We start from the raw sequence: 17,710 nt of genomic DNA, 5'->3' as shown, positions 1-17,710 counted from the left end.
ATTACATTTGAGTTACTTTCAGAATATTAATATAATCTAAATATATTAAACCCCACATCGTTAGATATGAGATTATCTGAGACGTAATATTCAAAGATTGTGATATAACTATATATTTCAGTTATATTTAGAATTAGTTAAGCTGAACCGTACCATAAATGGTGCAGATTTTTTTTATTTAGTAAATAGCTAGTGATGGCAGCTGTGGTAATATAAGTATGATATTATAATTTATAAGATCCTGTAAAAGGAGGTTTGAAAGTGTATGTTTAATCCAATCGTTATTGTTGCATAGCAAAGGCTATTGCAACGAGCAGTTAAAACACATAGCCTTTGCTATTCCTAATAGAAACAAAACCTTTAGGAGGGCAAAGATGAGCTATAACAAAGCAATGTATATACTCCCTAATAATTTGATCGAAAAGGTTCAGGAATATGTAGATGGTGAGTTTATCTATATTCCAAGAAAACCAAGCAATAAAAAAGAAGGGGGAGCCAAAACCTCTACCCGACAAGAATTATATAAACGAAATACACATATTTATGAAGACTATTTAGCGGGTAATAATTCACAAGATTTATCTAAAAAATATTTTTTATCCTTGAAAAGTATACAAAGGATAATTAGGGAACAAAAAAAATAGTATTTAATTTTCGAAATGAGCCAATGCAGTTTTATTACTGTATTGGCTCATTTTTTTTTATTAACTGTCTTTAAGGTTTAGTTTTGAATGCTCGGATGGTACAATTCAAGTAGAAAAAATACTAGATTAGGAGGACTTATGATGAAAAAATTTTGTGACAATCCACCCGTTATCTTCCCTATTAATTGTTAATATGGAGGCGAATTTTTCATGCAAAAGTTAACCTTGGATATACAGTACCTATCCCCACCACCTACAATTTAATATTGTAAGAAGTGTGGTAAAAAGACAGAGTACCTTAACCACAGCTCACAAAAAATTGAGAAAATGAGGTTTTATTATGTTTGATATTAGAAAAATCCAAGAGCAAGTAATTTTTGGTGCCGTAAAAAATGCGCGTGACGATAAAATGGCAACAAAAATTGTATATGGAGAACACGAACTATCTTCATCAGAAGATAATGCGACATGGGTGAAATCCACCATGAACAGACTAGAAAGCAACTTTGATAGGTCTACCGTTAAGCAGATTAGAATGAACTGTCAATGTGGATATGGGATGGATGAAAAATTAGCGTTAGTGCAAGAACTGGTTGCATCATCGTCTAATTTAGAAGAATTTGCAAACCAAGATAAAGCAAAGGCAGCTGGACTATCATACACAAATGGGGAACTCTATCTACAATTTCCGTTTTGCCCTTGTCCGATGCTTGCCGATGTGAATAAATTAAATACGGATACATGGTGTCAATGCACTGTAGGGTACAGTAAAGTTCTTTTCGAAAAAGCTTTTGGCTGTGAAGTCGTTGTAGAATTATTAAAAAGTATAAAAATGGGTGACGATATATGTCTTATGAAAATCATTCCTCGTGATTCTATTTGGAAATAGGCGAATGCCCTACATAAAGGTAATACTTCAATCAAATCTGAATGGAGTAGTAAATTAATATATGTTGTCCTTTTGAGTATCAATGCCAATATATCCATCCTCAACTATAGGATTTGTGATATCCATTTTACGAAAAGCATCCTTTTGTTCTTTAGAGAAATGACGTGAAAGATCTACTTTCACGTCATTTAAGACATTAACATCGTTGCAATCGCAATAAATATTATTACTAGTACATCCTTAATACACTAAACCCCACATCTAATGATATGGGGTTACTTGAGTTGTTCACTTTTACATGAGTTGATATTTTTAAACTATCACTTTAACTTATCAATGTTTCCTGATTGAATATATTTAATATTTGCTTGGATTTTTTCATATGTCCAATTCCACCACTTAATTTTAAGCAATTTAGAAATTATGTCATCATCATACCTTTTCTTTATAACTTTAGAGGGTACTCCTCCAACAATAGTATATGGCGGAACATCCTTGGTAACTACTGCCCTAGTTCCAATAATTGCACCATCTCCAATTTTCACACCTGCCATAATTATAGCGTCATAACCTATCCACACATCATTTCCAATTACAATATCCCCCTTATTATCCCAAGCATCTGTTATATGGCCGACGTCTAAGCCCCATTCCTCATAAAATATTGGAAATGTATAAGTAGATAGTGATTTCATTGTGTGATTTCCACTTGTCATGAGAAACTTCGCTTTACATGCAATTGAACAAAATTTCCCAATTATTAATTTATCATTGTTTACAGGATACTGATATAATACATTATTTTTTTCAAAATCCCTTGGATCATTATAATAATCATTATATATTGTATAATCTCCAACTTTTATATTATCTCTTGTAATTACATTTTTAAGATATATTGTTTGGTAATCGTTATTTCTTGGATATTCTTTATTTGTATTTGGAATAGTCATGTTTACCTCTCTCCTTTGTATTATGCTAATGAATTATGCTAATTTTTTGACTATCCCATTATTACAATACATTTTTTCATAGAACCACTCCTAAAATAATCCTTATTTCTTTCGTTGTTTTATACAATTACGGATTAATTGACAAGTAAATAATACCATTATGTACGATATATTACTATTATTTAGCGGGAATTTTACAAAGAGTGCTAACTATAATCCAATAAAAAAATCTTAGACCATTCCCCCTTAAAGTGTAATTTTATCAGTCAAGGAAAACACAACAAATGTTATGAAAACAGACTTTCACGACATCTTTCATATATTAAACCCCACATCTAATAATGATATGGGGTTACTTCATTTTGATTTTAGTTTTTCACCGCTAAACAGTAATTTACATTATCAAAGGCTGTTATAGGATGATCTGGATTTAATTTATTATATTTTTTGAAATACTGATCTGTTATCTCAGTTGGTGTCAAATGCTCATAAATCAAAAAATTACTATCAGATAATAAATTCTCCAACTCTGAGTAGGAATAGCTTGCAAGCATTTTCTCATTAGCCCCACCAGCCAGTGCTACTTGTTTTTTGGTTCGTTCTCCTGCTTTTGGGGTATATGAATCCTCATCTGGATAATCAAAAATAATAATACTACCTTTTGGCACAATACATGAAATAGTGTTGAGTGTTTCAGCAAAAGTCCGCTTAGACAAATAGTAGCTTATACCAAGCAAACTGCAAAAACTGATTTTACTTTGATCAAATTCAAAGCAGGCAATTAAATTGCTTTCCCAGTTGTTTTCTGTAAAATCAACTGATACGTAGTGCAGATTGGTAGGTTTTTCTGATAATACTGATTGAATACGCTTTTGTTTGTCAGAACCAGTGGCCGGATGGTCAAGTTCAAAAATTTGAATGTTTGATGCCCAATCAGGCTGACGATATGCAAATGTATCATAACCGGCAGCGAAAATTACATATTGCTTTGCGCCAACTCTCACAGCATTTTCAAGTGCTTTTTCCGCAAATGCTGATCTACCAAGTGGCGTTGGAGATAACTGATTATCTACAATCCAATGTAATGCTTCTTTTGGTGTACCGTCAAATGATGGATTGAAAAAATTGATTCCCTTTGACATATTACTTGAAATTTGTTCGTATTCGTTCTCAGTTAAAATGTCTTTTGCCAAGTAATCGTCAAATACTTTTTCTGTATTTTGTACTGAATGAAATGCCCTTGAAAATGCGCTTATCAATGCGGTCATGCTTTTTTTATCCATAAAATTATCACCTCTAATAATTAATACCATTTCATTATCAACAGTACAAGACTTGAAATTTTCCTTATTTTGTGGTATAATAGAGGCTAAAAATATGAAAATTTACAAATTAGTCACATTTTTAGCGATGGTTTTTGTAATGCAATAGCATAACAAAAGATATTTCGTATCTATGAAAGATTATATAAAAAACAAAATATAATAAATAAGGACGGGATATAACAAATGACGTGAAACCTAAAATTCACATCATTTATTATGTGCTTGTATCTATCCTATACCCTCATTCCTAGTCTTGTATATGTAATTAGACACCATACAATTGCTATTTTGGACCTCTAATTGAGAATATACATATTGGGGTATAGGTAGTAATGGAACAGTAATCGGCTATGAGCATGTAAATATATGGTTGCGATTAAGCCTAATGTGTACACAACAAGCGTTTGAAAATACCAATTATTTAATTTGAACGTTCAAAAATGCAAAAACTAAATATATTGAACGCTCTATATACTGTTTAAAAAGGTACACCTTTACGGAGAGTAATTAGTTTTAACATCAAACTAAATTATGAAATGTATATAGATAGGCTGTATTGGTTTGTAAAAATAGTATTTAATGGTATTATATTTCTAGTGATTAAGTCGCAACTGTAAAATATGACAAAATACTCAGTATAAAATTTGGAGGGTGATATGGGATGGATAGGCATTTTACAGTTTCCGTATTTATAGTATATAAAGATAAAGTATTATTACATTTACATAAGAAGGCTAAAAAAATTCTTCCTTTAGGTGGGCATATCGAATTAAATGAATTGCCAGAAGAGGCATGTATTCGTGAAGCACAAGAAGAATCAGGTTTGAAAATAAATTTATACAATCCAATAAATAACCAGCTTAAGAATTCATGCGAATTAGTAGGAGAAAAATTGTTGATAAATCCTATGCACACAATTTTCGGTGAAATAAATCCAGAACATTATCATATAGACTTTGTTTATTATGCAACTGCAAAATCTTTTGATACAATACCAGGAGACGGGGAATCTAAAATTCTCAAATGGTATAATAAAGAAGATTTGAAAAACGCATATGACATTCAGCATAATATTTTAACAATGGCTAATGATGCGTTAGAATTGTTATCAGAAAGATAGATTGGTTCGTAAATTATTACATGGTTTTCTAATATTGTTCAACAACCCAAAAGGCAGCAATGCCTTTTTTTCTTTTCTTAAAATTGATGATGGGTGTTTTTACCTTACCCTCCAAAAAGGTATATTAGCACGTTGAAATGGATGAGTTAAAATCAAAGTAGAACTTAGTTTACATATCACTATCAATTGTTAGTATTATGTAACATTCAATTTATGCTTTTTATACAAAACATTCGAAAACGTTGCTAAATAAGGAAAATGAAAGTTACACAAATACATTGTATAACTTTCAAAACACTCAAAATCCACATTAATAATATATTTTGACCCTAATATACCTTTTTAGAGGGGTAGTTTTGTGATTAATTTACATCTAATTTGCAGTACACGGTAGCTACCCTGTCACTACGCAATTTACCATCATATTAACACTCCACAATGTTAATTATTCTATCCGTTTGATTTGCTAAATGTTTACTATGCGTAACCATCATTACAGTTTTTCTATACTGTTTGCTTAAATCCTTAATTAGATTAAATGCTATTTCAGCAGCCGCAGAATCTAAAGATCCAGTTGGCTCATCTGCAAGAATGATATCACCTGGCTTGAGTATTGTTCTTGCAAGGGCTACTCTTTGCTGTTCACCACCTGAGAGTGTATTAACTTTTTCATCTTTAACTTTTTCTAAATGAACCTTTTTTAATATTTCCTCTATTCTTGTATCCTTTTCCTTTGTAGTGATATTAGAGAATTTCATTGCCAGAAAAAGGTTATGATAGATTGTCATATCATTGATTAACGCAAATGATTGAAATAAGTAATTAATTGTATTGCGCCTTAGCATTGTAGATTGGTTACTTTTTATTTTAGGAATTTCTTTTCCTTTTAGCTTAATCTGACCTGCATCGATTGACTCTAAAAGGCCTATCATATTTAGGAGAGTTGATTTTCCACAACCACTTGGTCCAACAATTGAAATAAACTCTCCTTCTTCAACGGACAAATTTAGATTTTTAAATATATATCTTTTCCCAAATTTCTTTGTAACATTTAATACTTCTATTGCTTTTTCCATAATTTTAATCTCCTTTAAAAGCCATACGTATTTTTTCAATTTCACATTTAGTCATATACCTTGAAAAAATAAGTATCTGAATTACTGCCAAGATAAGCATTAGTAGAAAACCAAACTTAGAATGCATAATAAGCATAATAATCAACTCAATACATATAACAGAAATAAGCATAATAATTGGCATGTGATATAAATTAATAAATCCATAGCCTAAAAATTTCTTAACATTAATTTTTTCCTGATTTGCAATTCTAAAAACTGTTGCAAGAGCAATTAATATCCCTAGAAGGATAAGCATTAATATTAAAAATACCACTCCAAACCATGCAATTGTAGTCCTTAAATCTTTCTGTAATCCATCGATATATTTTTCTGTACTTACAAATTCAAGATTGTTGTCATTTAATTTATATTTTTTAAGTATATTTGTATCCAAATGTTTTTCTGCTACCGCTTTATTAACAAATTTTATATAACCATTAAAGCCGTTTGCGTTAAGACTCTCTGATTCAAAATATGTCATATTTTCCGGTGTACATATATAAATAACCGGATTAGTACATGCATTTTCATATGTTGAATTTGGATTCCATGTAAACATGTTATCTTTAGGCGTATATTCTACAAATTTCACATTCTTTTCTTTATTAAATACAGTACTGATATCTCCTTCATGTGGTTTTTTTGTTGATGATTCTGTGAGCCAGTTTTTCAACTTAACTTTCTCATTTTCTGAATAAGATTTTGGGATAAGGTAAACTCTTGTTCCAGATTTCGCCTCATTTATAATTCTACTATCAACATTAAAATTTAGAGATTTTATATAATTTGCGGAATATGAAAAATACCAAAATGGTTTTTCAGGACTATTTTCATATACATTATTTTGTTTCCATCCATCTAACTGTTCATTATCATAATAGGTTGTATTTATTAGATATACTCCATTATCATCATACATCCCTTTGTACCAGTCATATAAACTTTGATTAAGATATTTTGAATTTCCAGTAATAGAACTTTGATCATACCCAACAGAAATGCTTTTTAAAATCTGATACTCTGATACATTACTCCACATTTGTGAAAGTTTTGCATTTTCTGATACGTCCTTCATAGGAGCGTCTACATAAATACAACAAAACACAATCCCCACACTTACTCCAATATACGCCAGTACCCCGAAAATATATAATATATTTTTGGGTATTCTGCCCTTAATTGCATTCAGTGGATTAACTGATATCTGAATTATAGCAGAAATTGCGATTTCTAATGTTACCAATATAACATTTATAACTGCAAATAATATGAAATAACTAATAAATAAACCTGTTATTTTGCTCCAACCAGAAAGCAAAATTCCTATAAGGATTTGAATTGGAATATTTAGCAGTGCATAAACAATAAATATTCCTAAGGTTCCAGTACAATATGCGGTTTTTGACCATCCTAAAAGTGCCAATTTACCACTTTTACTTATGTTACGTATAGTTATAATCATAAAATACACAGCATTTAAAATTATCAGTGCAAAAATAAGTACAAGTATTATTGTTCTCATTACACTATTTTCTACACTAGAACCTTTCATTTCTTTGAGTAGATTATCAGCGGGCACATTACAGGCTAAAGCCAATTCTTGTACAAAAGCATTTTTATCACTAGCCTTTAATCCAAGGACAACGTAGTCTCCGTTGATAGTACCACTTTCTTTTATTAAGCGGTTCAACTTTTTAAAAACCGTTTTTTCTCCAAATCTGAATGAAGGAATTTCACCAACACTGTAAATGCTACCTTTATCTATACCAAGAGTACTTTCATCCATTTTTGATAAAAGGAGCTTATTAAGCATATCTTTATCAATAACTTTTTTACCATAAAATTCAAATGAAACCTCATTATTTTCAACATCACCATATATGCCAAAAGTATAGCCTGAAAACATAGATTTATCATTTAACGCTAAATCTTTTCTGGCTATAAGTAGATTTTTTTTAGATGCTTCACTATGTAGGAATTCTTCAATATTGTCGTTATGACTCTCAGAGATATTTTGAAGATGCACATCAAGTGAAGAATCTGTTTTTAAATATTTATTCCATTGATCAGTATACGTGCTATTTAGCATGAAAATAGAAAGCAAGGCAATTAAAATGCCCTGCATTACTATTAATATAGCGCCAAAATAGCGAACATTACCAATAAGATGTGTTTTACGCATTATTTACAATTCCCCTCTTTTCATATCATTAATATTCTATTTTAAACAAGCTTGTCTCCATAATTCTGTACCATTTTATTTTTTTGTCAATATATACCCCTATTCCATATGGATGTTTAACTAATGCCATAAAACCAATTAAAATTCCTTATTTAAATATATTTTAATTGAAGCAAAGAATGAGACTACTATAAAAATTATAGGTATGGCTATCAGTACGATTCTTTGCAGTAATCCAAAATTAACCCCAAAGATTGTATTATTCGTTAATATCTCATTTGCGATAGAGATAAGACTTCCCATTACAGCCATAATTATAAAATTCACCCACCTTGATTTGAGGTATCCGAGTTTATAATAAAATGGGAAGAAAACAGAGAAATAAGCACATACGATAAAAAACTCAATAAAAATAGTATTTATACCTAGGGTTTTATTTACTAAAGTTGGAGCAACAAAATGTAATAAACTGCCCATGATAAGTGTTATTAATATAGCACAGATAAGGAATACAAATACTGATAAATATTTTGCAGCCACCACAATTTTTCTATTAACAGGCAAACTATTTATCATTAGTTCACTGTTATATTTAAAATCATAAGCATTAGCATAAACTACCAGTAGATATATACTTAAAAAACATAACAATATAGTGGGTGCATAAAACTATTATAGTAGCATAATAGTTTTTATTATTATACTATTAGGAATTGGATATTTTTACGGATATATAACTATTACTGAAATTGAAAAATATTATGTATTTAATAAATTAACAATAAAAGATATATTTATTCACAATTTTACTGTTAGTATGATTGATATTATATTTTCCATATTTGGAGGAATTTTAAGCATAATAGCTATTTCTATGAATCTTATAAGTATTGGATACGCTATAAGAGAATCTCAAGTAAGATTAGATCAAGGTTTTTTTAATATACTATTTCCAACGCTATTACATGGAATAGGAGAAATTATAGTAATGATACTAATTCTTAATATTTCTATTAAAATATTAAAAAAATGGTTTAACAAGATATTTAATATTGAATATAATACACCGCACTTATATAAAGAATATATTAAAATAATTATTGCAGCTATTCCAATATTAGTTGTTTCTGCAATAATTGAAATATCCGTATCTCAAAAAATATTTGAGCATATGTATTTAATTGGAGGAAAATAAGTGAATGAATATACAAAAGAATAAATACTTTCCATTTGTAGCAATGTTTGTTTCTAAATTAATAGTAGTACTTATATCAAGCTTTATAGTTAAAAAAATGATATTGTTAATAATAAAGGATTATGATAAAATAGATTATTTGATTATAATAGTTATGATAATTTTAACAATTATATTAACTATATTTAGTATAATTGCTTGTATAATAAATTATCAGATTATACAATTGTTTTTTTTAGGAAGCAATTTTAATGAAAGGATGAAAGTACATGAGTTTTTATCGGTTAATTCTTTAGCTTCGCTTTTTAATAGTTTATTATTACTTGTAATATTTTGTATAATTAATTTTGTTAGCGGGTTTGAATTTTTAAAGAATAATTGGAGTAATATATCTAAGTTATTGCTAACTGTATTTAATCTCTTTACTCTATGTATAATTGGAATATATATAAAAAAGAAAATTAATTACAAATCTACATTAATATGCGTTATAATATGTTTAATTCCATATACATGTTTTAACTGTATAGGTTGGGCTGTTAAATATTTTTTGTAGCTTATGAAATACCTTCCGATAAAATAATTGTGTATAAATATTTATAATTATTTTACTGGAAAGAGTAGAAAACTACAAATAAATAAGAAATAATAAAGATATTATATACATAAAACAGATATTCAGCGCTAATTTTAGAGCTGTTTTGAGAAAGAATCAACAAAATTTCTTCAAAAGATGAGGAAACATACATATAATCAAATGATGAAAATGTTGGGAGGGAGATATTTTATTATGTATTTAATGAGAAATATAAAGCAGTTCTTTGATGCTACTCTTAAAGAAATACTAGCATTAGTTTTAGGATTAACATTAATTTTTTTAATGCTAAGATTAGATTTACCAGATTTCAATACTGGCTATATGTTAGGGATTTTAATGTTAGTAACTATGGTTTGCAGATATAATTTTGTTGCAGAGTATATAATTAAAGAAGATTTTATTGAATTAAAAAAAAATAAAACAACTTTAAAATATATTATATCTAAAAATATAATTTCTTTATTTTTAGTTGTAATATTAGTTTTTATAGTTTTTTTGTTAGAAATTATAATAACTAGATCATCTTTATCCTATGAATTTTATTTTAGTAGTTTAGTTTTAGCTACATTTATTATAGCGTTTAATAACATTATATTTATGTTTAGTAATAAAAGTGTAGAATTAAGATCAAACGAATTTGAAGTAAGCACTAATATTCAATTGGGATTTAAGGATCTAATTAGTAGTTTACCTTCCATTTTCAGTGTATTTATTGTTTTTTATTTTAATCGATACGTATATACTATTAATATGTATAATGCTTTAACGATAGAAATAATGTCAATTATTTTATTAAATATCACATTAAAAAACAAATATACTTAAGAGATTCAAGTACAGATGGTGTTTTAAAAATGAAATACCGTATTGCAAATTTGAATTTTACATTTGAGTCTAACAATGAAGCTTTAGAGATTATTTACGCTTCTACGAACTCTGAATGTAAAATATATAAATCTAGTATTGAAATAGGGCCAATATAGAGAACTTATGATTGGGAATGTGTATTAAATATAGAATGTAAACGAATATGAATAATAAATAATGAGGAGTGGTAATTATGTTTATTTTAACAAATGATTGTATAAGTGGATATCAAATCAAACCTTTAGAACTAGTATTTGCATCTATAGTTAATTCAAAGGGTGCTGGAAAAGATTTTATGAGTTCGTTAAAAAATATGGTAGGTGGAGAATTGAAATCTTATACTGAAATGATTACTGAAGCTAGGACAATTGCTTTAGAGAGATTAAAAGAGCAGGCAAAACTATTAGGCGCTGATGCTGTTATTTCAACAAGATTTACAAGTTCAAATATAGTTGATGGAACCGCTGAAGTTACTGTATATGGTACAGCCGTAAAATTAATTAAATCAGCGTGTTAATTTAAAAACTCAACTTATTTCTTCCCAATCAAAATAGATAATAAGATATTAAGTGGTAGTAAGTTACCCCTTAATATCTTATAAATAGTTTAAAATCACTGGGTAAACCATTGATATATCTAGGGTTTAATCACTAAACGATAAATCCATTATTTTTTTGCTCAAAACAAGTTAGTTAAAGTAGAAGTATAGCATTTTGATAACATGTGTCTTAATGTGATGTAATTAGTGTAAGCGATGTTTTAACTGAAAATTTTAATTTTAAAGATTATTTTGTGCTGCAGGATCAAAAACAAATAAAGAAAAGAAGATAAAACTAAATAAGATTGGACACGACAACTATATCTTTAAAAGTAGAAAAGGATTAAATGATCGGAGAAGAGAAATTGGTACTAGACGTGCTATTGGAACAAACCCTCCAATTCCTTTTAGACGCAATTATGGTTACCGGTATGGGTGGCTTATTGGGTATATTTTGTAGATTAATTCCCTGTAAAACTTATTGCCTTTTCCATAAGTCATGAGTCTAGATAGTATTGTAGGAGCTACTGCAACATCTTTATTGGAGTGATTTTCGGAATTGTTCCAGCTATTGATGCATCGAACATTAATCCAATTAAAACGATTTACAAATAAATTTATTAAAGAAATATGGTGAAATCCATTATGGGGTAGTGCTCTCTTTTCGTGCAAAAGTCACGTTAAGGAAAATCAATTAACACATTTTCAAGTTACTGTAAAACCCAATGCTGAATAAGGCTTTTTAATATGTTCCAAGATATATTTTACATAAAAACATTAAGTTTTTAATATTTTTATGTAGTAAATTATTAATGTAATATTTTAGTGAGAGTTTGGACTAAAACATTACATTAAAACTATAAACTTAATTTAAATTAGTTTTAACTCTTTTGATAATTAAGTACTATCAAGGGTTAAGAGTAGATTACTTAATGTAATATTTATTGTATTTTATTACATTAGAATTTTATGGAATTCATTATATTTGGTATATATTCACTTAAATGTTAACCAAGTTTTCTTAACGGTACTTTTGCACAAATTGCGAGCCCTACCCCATTATTATAAAAATTAGGTTTATAGGGGGCAACATTATGGAAAACATTCAGAAATCAAAAGTCGGAGCAGGTATAAAAACAATATCAATAATTACATTGATATTTAGCATTTTTGGATTAATAACGTCAATAAAAAACATGCTAAATATTGGTGAGACTAATGCTTTGCGTAAAGAAGTGGGATTTCCTGAAATGACAATTCTTGCTTTAGTTATTGGGTTATTAATCACTATAATAATAATTTCAGGTGTTATTTTAATTTTAATGAAGAAGGAATTAGGGATATATATCTATTTTATTGGTATAGTAGCCAAAATAGCATATTCAATTGTTAGTGTTGGATTCAGCCCTTGGATGCTTAGTAATTTGATAATGCCTGTACTTATGGCTATCTTTATTAGGAAGAAAAAAGAAATATTTAGTGTTGAAGCTAACTAAAATAATAGGGAGGCGGTATCTTCACAGATACCGCCTCTTTTAGCCGGATTATCCAATGCTTTTGCAGCTTGGACAGCCACTAAGTGGTAGTGCCCGCAAAATGCTGGAAATATACGTTAAGACAGTTGTTACCAAAAATATATTTTATCAAAACATTCTGCCTTAGAATTAATACTAAACAGTTCTAACTCGAAAAAACATATAACATCAGTGTAAAGCATTAATATAGCTAGTGTTTATTCCCCCCGGAGTTATCGTTATTTTGGTAATCTGCAATGAATGTATTATTATACTGGTCTACGTTCTAATACTTTTATTTTAATTTCGTGTTTCCCAGTAACTTCTTCAAGTACCTCAACAATTTCTTTAACCTGTTTTACATCACTCGAAACATTTTTTATTGCTGTTTCTGATATATCCATTTTCTCCAATATCACATTATGGGGTATGGCACCGATTCGTGTAAAAAACCATAGTATGAGTAAAAATTTTACATATACTATGGTTTTTCAACATAAATAAAATGTTTTAGCCTATACGATTAAGAGAAGTTTATATTAATAAACTAAGTTTTCTTAAACATCTATATCAAATTTTAATTCTGGGATTTTTATATTCTTATCAATACTGTACTTTCCAAATCTATTAATGTGACTCGTCATATACGGAGCTAATGAAGCTACGATATCTTTATTTATATCATAACCTTCAGATGAAAGACCATGTAGAATCTCCGACATATGGTAAACGTTATAAAATATAATAGTATTAGCAACTAAATGATTATACTTTATCCTTTTTCGTTGTTCTTCTCGGTTATTTGACGTAATGACTCCATCACTACCAAAATTTATCCACTTCGTAAATCCGTTAAAGGATTCATTCTTATTTGAGGTTTCTTGAATAATTCTTCTTGAATCAATATCTGATATATATTTTAACAGGAATCCAGTCCTTACAGCTTTCCCAAGCTCACTAAATGCTTGATATAACTTGTTTTTTCTACTGTAACTTCCAAGCTTACGCAGTATAGTAGAAGGAGTTATTCTTCCCATTTTTATTGAAAGAGCAACTCTTAGCATATCAGGAAGATATGTTTTAATTAGTTCCCAATCAATGTTATCTGTAAAAAGTTCGTCAATATGCTCATAAGTATTTGCTTTATCAGATTTATAAAACTTTAAATGTTTCCAATTACGTATACGGGGCATGAGTTCTATTCCTAGTAAAAAAGATAAGCCAAAGATAGTTTCATTTTGACCTTGAGTATCCGCATGAATAATGTGAGGATTTATATCCACCTTCTCATTCATAAGCAAATCTAGAATATATACCCCCTCCCACACTCCACAAGGTATAAACTTACTAAAAAGAGCTATATACAAATCTGATATATGATAATAGCCAATAGCACCATTCACGCCATATCTTATATGTCTTTCCGATAATATATTTCGTTCAAATATCTCCCATATCGTTCCGTCTGCAGCCACCCGTTCTCCTGTTCCCCAGTATTTTAAAATGTTGAATTTTTTATATAGATTAATGATATGATTTGTTGCATCGTCTATCTTATCACTACTTATATGCCATTGGTTGATGTATGAAACTTGCTTTCGCGTAATAGTATCCAGAGAATTTGCTGTTTGAGAAGGCCCTAAATTACACCCATAGCAAAACGCTGTTGTTAAATATCTTTCAACTGGATCGTCTAACTTGGAATCAAATCCCGATAATGGTCCGAAGAATTTTGTCCAGTTATACCATTGCTGTGAGGTATATAAAATATCAAGAATGCTAACCTGTTTCATTCTGTCTGTAAGTAAAGATTTTATTAGCTTTAAATCTTTTGGTTCCTCTTTTTTTTTTAAGGGAGTTAGAATTGGTTCACCCTTTTGTATCCTCAAATATTGATTAGAAGGAAAATATTTATCAGCGTTATTAGCTGCATCACTTAATAATGTTTTAACATGCTGAGCAAAGTCTACTCCTGTAACCGGAATGCCTACCTGCTCACCATAAGTTTTAATTTCCTGATCATATTCTTCTAGGCTTATAAGCTGCTCCCTGAAATCTGAATATTTATCACTTCCCTTAATACACAAATCACCAGACTTTAAATCCTGCATAATTTCATAAAAAGCACATATTTCAAAACGCCTTCGATTTAGATCTTCATTATTATTTACTTTACCAGTATGACCCGTAAGTAATTTTGTCCATTTTTCTGAAATCCAGGATAAGTCTACATCTACATCCTTAAATTCTTCCTTCGGTATTTTTTCTAAACGAGCTGATTTTCTATTTTTCCTGATAATAGTTATTACGTCCTCCATTGTTTTATCTTGTGTTGTGGAATATAACTCTACATTATCCAAAACTTTAAAAAGAGTTACTCTGCACTTTCCTTTTATGCAGTCCCATGCAAATGGGAAATAATTATCTCCAGCATATGTATTATGGATTTCACATTTATTTATAATTTCATCTGGATTTACTGTGTTTTGTGTCTTTAAAGCTTCAGCTATTGCGTCAAAGCGCTCTTCTTTATTCCCTTCTGTTTTATATGCAATCATAATATCTTTTAAAGTGGTTATTAAATTGCAAGCTGTCTTTGAATGAGATAGCTTGTATTTAATTTGCTTATCACGTGCTTTATTTTGTCGTGACTTAACTAATTTAACAAACATTTCGCCAATGTCATCAAGAATGTTAGCGTATTTTTGGGTAATAAAAGCAACCGCAAGAGTGTATCTTTTATGTTCTTCAAGCTCTTTCATTTTTGAGGCATTTAATGCTTCTGAAGCATTTACAAAGTGCTTCAGTTTTACGTCTGGTATAGTTGAAAGTATGTGTTCTTTAATATTAAAAGCTTTGATACTTTCAAAAATTTCAAGAATTTGAGAAAGATTGTCAGGGTTAAGTTTACCAGGATCTTCTTTTAAAATATTCCATCCAGTGGTTGTGTCTGTTTGATTATTACAAAAGAGTTTATCAATGAGCTTTTTTGTTTCATCACTTATATTTTCAGAAACATGCTTGTAATAAGCGGTGTAAACCGTATGTCTAACTTTTCTAGAGAGTCTAATTAGCGTACTAAATGCAGGCAACTCAAACCTTTGATGTATAAGTTCGTCTATTACAATATTTATAATATCTGCATCATTATCTTTAGTTTTAGATGCATCAGCTGCTACTTTTATAGCAATGTGTATAGCTTCTTTGCCATAATGTTTGATATTTAAGAACTTGCGAATAAAATCAAGGTGATTTAACCTGGTTAATGATTTATCGTATTTTTCAAATTCAAATTCTACATGATTTATTCCTACAGTATTTACAATATGGTTAATAATTGCTTGAGGTACCTCAACGATATTAGTAGGATATCCTAAACGCTGATAGGCTTTTAACATAATTAAAAACTGCAACCTAGTTTTTTGATTTCGTGTTACTTCATTTGCATATAGTATTTTTTCGAATGTAGGAGTATACACATTTTTTAAATCATTTTCAGTTATAGTGCTTTTGAATCTTGGATAAGCTGTTTCATTTATTCCTGCCAAATTTCGCACCTTCCTATATCTTTTTTAAATAAATAATATCATAATCTGTCTATATAATGTACTTTATGTAGACAGATTAGGTTGAAAACGATACTATATTAATAAGATTCACAGGTATATCCTACTTAAAACTGTCTATATAAATATTGAGGTGACCAAAATGCTTAATGAATATATCAATTATCTTAAATCATCAACTAAAGAATATAGTAAATGTACTCTGAAAGCTTATGAACCAAATGTGTCTAAGTTTCTTCAATGGCTAAAAGAACGCTATAATGAAAATGATTCTTATGCCATTACTACGTTGGACATTAGAGAGTATCAAGGTTATTTGATAAATATCAAGAAATATGCTCCGGCTGGTGTACAGCAACGAATAATGTCAATGCTTTCGTATTGTAGATTTTTATATGATAAAAAATATTTAAAGATAGATGTTACTGCAAATTTTAAATTAATCCAAGTTCAAAGCAAAGACACTGCTCCATCAGCACCATCCACAAATGAAATAAATAGATTTAAAAGGGAGATTTATAAAAAGAATAATCTTCGTGACATTGCAATAATTGAAATGTTTTTAAATACGGGCATACGTGCTAGTGAATTGATAAACCTTGATATACAGGATATTTCAATTTCTAAGCGCAAAGGAGTGGTTCATGTTAGGCAAGGAAAAAGAAAAAAATTCCGTGATATCCCTCTAAACCAGGATGTACGTGAATCTTTGAATGCTTACATAAAAGAAGTTAATCCTCAAAACAAGTTATGGATTGGCCAAAGAGGGGTTCTTACCCAAGATGGGATTAATAAAATGATTAAACGATATGCTAAAAAAGTTAACTTAGAGACTAAGATCTATCCTCATGCCTTTAGACACTATTTTGCAACAAGACTACTTAGACATAAAAAAATTGATATCGCCATAGTATCAAAGTTGCTGGGCCATTTTAATCTGAATACGACGCAAATATATGTTAAGCCAACATTTGAAGATTTATCTGATGCTTTGGATAACCTTAATATTTAGTAGCTAGATTATGAAATTTACATTTTTTTACTCCTACTATAGTTTTTTACACGAATCGTTTCCGTACCCCAGTAAGATTGTTCAAAGCTTCATTTGGGACCTAGAGCAGTGAAAGAGCTTGTGCCACATCAGGTTTTCGTATGAAGAATGAAGGAGAAAATATGATATGGACCAGCCTTTGACTGCTGG

Annotated in this window: 16 protein-coding genes; 9 read left to right on the top strand and 7 right to left on the bottom strand. The window is 29.3% G+C overall.

The window, feature by feature from the left end; all coding sequences use genetic code 11:
* The first annotated feature begins 374 nt into the window (after positions 1–374).
* Entirely contained in the window at positions 375–644 is a 270-nt protein-coding gene (locus KTC94_RS17210; RefSeq protein ID WP_220320502.1) for a CD3324 family protein, read from the top strand.
* A gap of 340 nt (positions 645–984) precedes the next feature.
* Positions 985–1,533: a DUF6144 family protein gene (locus tag KTC94_RS17205; protein WP_220287867.1), complete on the top strand. Its 549-nt coding sequence runs from the start codon at positions 985–987 to the stop codon at positions 1,531–1,533.
* Positions 1,534–1,853: 320 nt separating this feature from the next.
* Here KTC94_RS17205 and KTC94_RS17200 read toward each other — a convergent pair whose 3' ends face one another.
* The gene (locus KTC94_RS17200; RefSeq protein ID WP_220320503.1) at positions 1,854–2,486 is read right to left on the bottom strand and encodes a CatB-related O-acetyltransferase; all 633 of its coding nucleotides are present in this window, start codon (positions 2,484–2,486) and stop codon (positions 1,854–1,856) included.
* Between the two features lie 368 nt (positions 2,487–2,854).
* Positions 2,855–3,769, bottom strand: coding sequence for a class I SAM-dependent methyltransferase (locus tag KTC94_RS17195; protein ID WP_220287763.1), 915 nt, complete (start codon positions 3,767–3,769; stop codon positions 2,855–2,857).
* Between the two features lie 703 nt (positions 3,770–4,472).
* Here KTC94_RS17195 and KTC94_RS17190 point away from each other — a divergent pair.
* On the top strand, positions 4,473–4,931 hold the full coding sequence (locus KTC94_RS17190) for an NUDIX hydrolase (protein WP_216248107.1): 459 nt from the start codon (positions 4,473–4,475) through the stop codon (positions 4,929–4,931).
* Positions 4,932–5,356: 425 nt separating this feature from the next.
* Here KTC94_RS17190 and KTC94_RS17185 read toward each other — a convergent pair whose 3' ends face one another.
* The 3 genes from KTC94_RS17185 to KTC94_RS17175 form a co-directional block, all read right to left on the bottom strand.
* Positions 5,357–6,007 carry an ABC transporter ATP-binding protein gene (locus KTC94_RS17185; protein ID WP_220287760.1) on the bottom strand — a complete coding sequence of 217 codons (651 nt, stop codon included), beginning with the start codon at positions 6,005–6,007 and terminating at the stop codon, positions 5,357–5,359.
* A gap of 4 nt (positions 6,008–6,011) precedes the next feature.
* On the bottom strand, positions 6,012–8,231 hold the full coding sequence (locus KTC94_RS17180) for a hypothetical protein (RefSeq protein ID WP_220287758.1): 2,220 nt from the start codon (positions 8,229–8,231) through the stop codon (positions 6,012–6,014).
* 138 nt (positions 8,232–8,369) lie between these two features.
* Complete coding sequence (locus tag KTC94_RS17175) at positions 8,370–8,882, bottom strand: ABC-2 transporter permease (protein ID WP_220320504.1); 513 nt, start codon at positions 8,880–8,882, stop codon at positions 8,370–8,372.
* Positions 8,883–8,913: 31 nt separating this feature from the next.
* On the opposite strand from KTC94_RS17175, the gene KTC94_RS17170 reads away from it, so the two are divergent.
* The 5 genes from KTC94_RS17170 (at position 8,914) to KTC94_RS17150 (ending at position 12,925) form a co-directional block, all read left to right on the top strand.
* Complete coding sequence (locus KTC94_RS17170; protein WP_220320505.1) at positions 8,914–9,426, top strand: stage II sporulation protein M; 513 nt, start codon at positions 8,914–8,916, stop codon at positions 9,424–9,426.
* Between the two features lie 4 nt (positions 9,427–9,430).
* On the top strand, positions 9,431–9,982 hold the full coding sequence (locus KTC94_RS17165) for a hypothetical protein (protein WP_220287748.1): 552 nt from the start codon (positions 9,431–9,433) through the stop codon (positions 9,980–9,982).
* 234 nt (positions 9,983–10,216) lie between these two features.
* On the top strand, positions 10,217–10,849 hold the full coding sequence (locus KTC94_RS17160; protein WP_220287746.1) for a hypothetical protein: 633 nt from the start codon (positions 10,217–10,219) through the stop codon (positions 10,847–10,849).
* A 235-nt stretch (positions 10,850–11,084) separates the two neighbouring features.
* On the top strand, positions 11,085–11,408 hold the full coding sequence (locus KTC94_RS17155; protein ID WP_220287742.1) for a YbjQ family protein: 324 nt from the start codon (positions 11,085–11,087) through the stop codon (positions 11,406–11,408).
* Between the two features lie 1,115 nt (positions 11,409–12,523).
* Positions 12,524–12,925, top strand: a complete 402-nt coding sequence (locus KTC94_RS17150; RefSeq protein ID WP_220287740.1) for a hypothetical protein — start codon at positions 12,524–12,526, stop codon at positions 12,923–12,925.
* Between the two features lie 287 nt (positions 12,926–13,212).
* Here the strand turns inward: KTC94_RS17150 and KTC94_RS17145 are convergent, their stop codons facing one another.
* The gene (locus KTC94_RS17145; protein WP_258280728.1) at positions 13,213–13,347 is read right to left on the bottom strand and encodes a hypothetical protein; all 135 of its coding nucleotides are present in this window, start codon (positions 13,345–13,347) and stop codon (positions 13,213–13,215) included.
* A gap of 153 nt (positions 13,348–13,500) precedes the next feature.
* Positions 13,501–16,491: a Tn3 family transposase gene (locus tag KTC94_RS17140; RefSeq protein WP_220287738.1), complete on the bottom strand. Its 2,991-nt coding sequence runs from the start codon at positions 16,489–16,491 to the stop codon at positions 13,501–13,503.
* A gap of 160 nt (positions 16,492–16,651) precedes the next feature.
* Here KTC94_RS17140 and KTC94_RS17135 point away from each other — a divergent pair, with 160 nt between their 5' ends.
* Positions 16,652–17,521 carry a tyrosine-type recombinase/integrase gene (locus tag KTC94_RS17135; protein WP_220287735.1) on the top strand — a complete coding sequence of 290 codons (870 nt, stop codon included), beginning with the start codon at positions 16,652–16,654 and terminating at the stop codon, positions 17,519–17,521.
* Positions 17,522–17,710: the final 189 nt, after the last annotated feature.

The sequence above is a fragment of the Clostridium sp. CM028 genome (assembly GCF_030585565.1).
GTDB lineage: Bacteria > Bacillota > Clostridia > Clostridiales > Clostridiaceae > Clostridium_AD > Clostridium_AD estertheticum_B.
This window is presented reverse-complemented; position numbering and strand designations above follow the sequence as displayed.